We start from the raw sequence: 3990 nt of genomic DNA, 5'->3' as shown, positions 1-3990 counted from the left end.
AAGCCGTTTAAGATAAAAACCATCACGTCCACAGTGGAAAGGATTTTAGGCGAAAAGCGCCTTCTTGAGCGGATTGGTTTAAAAGAAAATTATCAGGAATCCGTAGAAAGACTCAATGCCGAGTTATTTAAAAAATTACAAAAAATCAACCTCCTTCAGGCCATACATGCCGAACTGGATTCCTTATATGACAATAATAAAATTTATTCCGCCATCGTGGCCATGGCTTCCAAACTCTTGATGGTCCAGGAGGCTTCTTTTGGAATTATTGAGGATGGATTTTTGAAAGTCAAAAAGGCGATTGGAGTAAAAGAACGGGATATCGCTATCTCCTCGACCTTTTTTGAGTCGATTTTGAAAACCAGGGACCACTATGTGGCCGGCTTGGGCGAAATAAATCCACATACCGGCCAGCCACTGCCTTATCTTTTTATATCCATTCCTTTTGTAATAAAGGATGTGGTGTTCGGTTTGTTGAACCTGGCCAACAAGGTAGACGGATCATCTTTTACCGACGATGATATTTCTCTGGCTTTGACCTTGGTCAACAAAACGGCCCTCCGAATCGAAAACAATGTGCTATATGAAATTGTTTATAATAATTTAGTGAACAGCTTGAAAGCCCTGGTCATCAGCATTGAGGCCCGGGATCCGTATACCCGTTTCCATTCCGAAAGGGTGACTGCCTATGCCCTGCAGATTGCCGATGTATTAAACCTTTCCGATGAGGAGAAGGATGCCATCAAATTCGGCGGCTATCTGCATGATATCGGAAAAATCGGAGTTAGAGATGGAATTTTGCTAAAACCTGGACCCTTAAATGAAGCAGAAGAAGCCGATATCCGCCTGCATCCGGTTATCGGGGATAATATTTTGAAGCCCTTAAAGTTTTTTCCCAAAGAACGGGAAATCATTCGTTACCATCATGAAAGGTATGATGGAACGGGTTACCCGGAAGGTTTGGCAGGAGAACAAATTCCCCTTTTAGCCCGTGTTCTGGCCATGGCCGATTCTTACGATGCCATGACTTCCTCCCGTCCCTATCGGAAAGCCATGACCCATGAACAGGCGGTCGCAGAAATTAAACGTTTTGCCCATTTCCAATTTGACCAAAAAATTGTCACGGCCTTTTTATACACTCCGGTGGGAAGGGGAGAAGATTTGAAAAAAACCATTCCAGGTGCCTTGGAATATCAAGATGAATATGCCGAATAAAAACGATCCATTGAAACCAGTCCAGGAAGAAAAAAGAGAATCGTTTCGAATTAACGATACCTTGCCAGTCGTAATTCGTAAAATCGAAACTGATGAAATTATTTTCACCCCGGAAACTTTTGAGGGTGATCCGGAGGAAATCAACCCCTTAGCCCTGGAAAAAGAAAATATTCCTCCCCGGCTCTGGAAGATGCTGGTCAATCTTAACATAAAACTGGACCAGATTTTAGAAAGGATTCCGGTAGATTTAATAAAGACCAAATCACAACCGATCAATCTCAGCTCAACGGGAATGAAGGTTAAAGTTAAAAAAAATTTCGGCCTCGACGAACTGGTGAGGATCAAAATGCTTTTGCCTACTCTGCCGGTTAAAGAATTGGTCATCTCAGGCAAAGTCGTCCGGGTTAAGGCCTTGGCGGGTGGGGAATATGAAGTGGCGTTGCATTTCCACGAGATGGATGATACGGTGAGGGATGAGATTATCCACTATACCTTAAATCAACAAAGAAAATCCATTGCAGCGCAAAGACAAAGAAGGTGTCACGATGAATCCAGTAAAGAAAAAAACCTTTGATCACGGGAAGACCGAAATCCCGAGGGAAACCGATTCCGTTTATTCGGATCCCTCCCATTTTAAAAAATATTTTGACCGATTAAACGCCTTGGCAATGATTGGTTGGATCACGCCGGAGGTCATTCATGATATTAACAACCATTTAACCGGCATATTAGGGTATGCCGAATTACTCTCAATGAAAAAAATTGAAGACGAGAGTATCAAAAACGGATTGAAAAATATTACTTTTTCAGCTGAAAAATGTAAGGTTTTACTGGCCAATGTATTGTCCCTATCACGTCAGGAATCAGTCGCTGTCCATTTTGGGGATGTCAACGAGATTATCGAAAAAACCATCGATCTGAGAAGATGTGCATTGCGCCACCAACAAATTGAAGTGGTCAGAGATTTGAGGAACAAAATTCCTGCAATCGCGGTAGACGCGGTTAAATTACAAAAAGTCTTTTTAAAGCTGATACTCAAGGTCGAAGAGGCCCTCGAACAGAGAGCCGAGAAAAGGAAAGTTGTATTCAAAACCAACTTTGACTCTTTGAACCATACTGTAGTGATAACTATTTCCGCCAATGGTTTTGGGATGCCCCCCGATCACCTGATGCCTATTTTTGAATTGTTCCCGGCAGATGAATCCATGGAATCGGAAAAAGGGATTGCGATTAAAGAAGCGATGCACTGGATTAGCGAATTGGGGGGAACATTAAAAATTGAACCAATCAAGGGAGAAGGGCCTGTTTTTGAGATCCTTTTGCCGGTCAAAGGTAAGGATTAGAGCATGTTCGCTATTGTCGGCATTGTTGTTGTTTTAGGAGCCGTGATAGGCGGTTATCTTATGGAACACGGCAACCTTGGGGTGATTTTTCAGCCGGCTGAACTTGTAATTATCTTCGGGGCCGCTATTGGATCATTTTTGGTTGCTTCTCCTTCCAAAGTGGTTGGACTGGTGGTCAAACATATTTCCGCTATCTTCGGGGGTAAAGGGCGCAGTAAAGAAAATTATCTGGAATTGCTGTCTTTAATGAATACCCTGTTTATGAAAATAAGAAAGGACGGCCTGATATCCATTGAAGCGGACATCGAAACCCCGGCGGATAGTGCCTTGTTTCAAAAATTCAAGGATGTCCTTTCAATTCCTAAAGCCGTTTCTTTTATCTGTGATAACCTCAAAGTGATCATCTCCACCAATTTGCCGGCCCATGAGATGGAGAATTTAATGGAAGTCGACATTGAGGCCCACCAGCATGAATCTCTAATCCCGGCCGTAAGCGTAGCCAAGGTGGCCGATTCCCTTCCAGGCTTTGGCATTGTGGCCGCTGTTTTAGGGGTAGTTTTAACCATGGGCAAGATCGACCAACCCCCGGAGGTCTTGGGGCACAGCATCGGGGCAGCTCTGGTGGGGACTTTTTTAGGGGTTTTGATGTGCTATGGTTTCGTCGGGCCCATGGCCGCCAACCTGGAGCATCAGGCAAAAGAAGATGAAGCTTTTTATTCTGTGATTAAGGTCTCTATGGTCGCTTTTGTAGGGGGTGCGGCTCCCCAGTTATCCGTGGAATTTGGAAGACGAGCCATCCCCGGCAAAGAAAGGCCCAGCTTTAACGAGTTGGAAGATTATATTCGGAAATGAAAGAATCGAAAATCATCATAAAAAAAGTTAAACGAAAAAGCCACGGCGGCGGTCACCACGGTGGGGAATGGAAGGTGGCTTATGCTGATTTTATAACGGCCATGATGGCCTTTTTCCTTTTAATGTGGTTAATCGCCATTTTGGCACCGGAAAAGAAAAAAACCATGGCCCAGTATTTTAAAGACGTCAGTATTTTTGAAAATACCGGGTCTGGTTTCTTTGAAAAGAAAGTCGGGATCATGGGAGATGCCGGGACACTTAAAACAAAATCCAAACAAGGTGATTTCATTCAGCCCGGCCGGGAAGAATTTCTGGACAAATTAAAAAAAGATATTGAAACGAAACTGGCCGAAGTTAAAGATCAAGTCTTACTTGAGGTCTTTGAGGGCGGAGTTCGGATTCAGATGGTTGATAAAGAGGGCAACCCCATGTTTGCCCTCGGAAGTCCTACGCTTACGGACTCAGCCAGAAAGATCATTAAGGTCATTGGCTCCAATATTAAAGAAATGGGCAATGATGTGGCCATTGAAGGCCATACGGACGCCCTGAGTTACTCCTCAAATCGTTATACCAACTGGGA

General features: G+C 43.7%; 5 protein-coding genes. All 5 read left to right on the top strand.

Annotation, left to right across the window (positions count from 1 at the left end):
• Window positions 1-1215: HD domain-containing phosphohydrolase (locus ACYC56_RS12920; protein ID WP_461374585.1), on the top strand; the 1215-nt coding region annotated here is incomplete at its 5' end.
• The gene (locus ACYC56_RS12915; RefSeq protein WP_461374584.1) at window positions 1199-1789 is read left to right on the top strand and encodes a PilZ domain-containing protein; all 591 of its coding nucleotides are present in this window, start codon (window positions 1199-1201) and stop codon (window positions 1787-1789) included. The genes ACYC56_RS12920 and ACYC56_RS12915, both read left to right, overlap by 17 nt.
• A complete protein-coding gene (locus ACYC56_RS12910) occupies window positions 1761-2558 on the top strand; it encodes a sensor histidine kinase (protein WP_461374583.1) in 798 nt (265 codons plus the stop codon). The genes ACYC56_RS12915 and ACYC56_RS12910 overlap by 29 nt, the downstream gene beginning before the upstream one ends.
• A 3-nt stretch (window positions 2559-2561) precedes the next feature.
• A complete protein-coding gene (gene motA / locus ACYC56_RS12905) occupies window positions 2562-3410 on the top strand; it encodes a flagellar motor stator protein MotA (RefSeq protein ID WP_461374582.1) in 849 nt (282 codons plus the stop codon).
• The coding region (locus ACYC56_RS12900; protein WP_461374581.1) for a flagellar motor protein MotB at window positions 3407-3990 on the top strand (584 nt) is incomplete at its 3' end. The genes motA and ACYC56_RS12900, both read left to right, overlap by 4 nt.

It is taken from the genome of Candidatus Aquicultor sp., assembly GCF_054640775.1.
The sequence above is the reverse complement of the archived record's forward strand: the minus strand, read 5'-3'. Positions and strand labels throughout refer to the sequence as shown.

Bases quoted from the DNA above. Each gene is read 5' to 3' on its own strand.
- ACYC56_RS12915 (WP_461374584.1), top strand. From the start codon at position 1,199: ATGAATATGCCGAATAAAAACGATCCATTGAAACCAGTCCAGGAAGAA.
- ACYC56_RS12910 (WP_461374583.1), top strand. From the start codon at position 1,761: ATGAATCCAGTAAAGAAAAAAACCTTTGATCACGGGAAGACCGAAATC.
- motA (WP_461374582.1), top strand. From the start codon at position 2,562: ATGTTCGCTATTGTCGGCATTGTTGTTGTTTTAGGAGCCGTGATAGGC.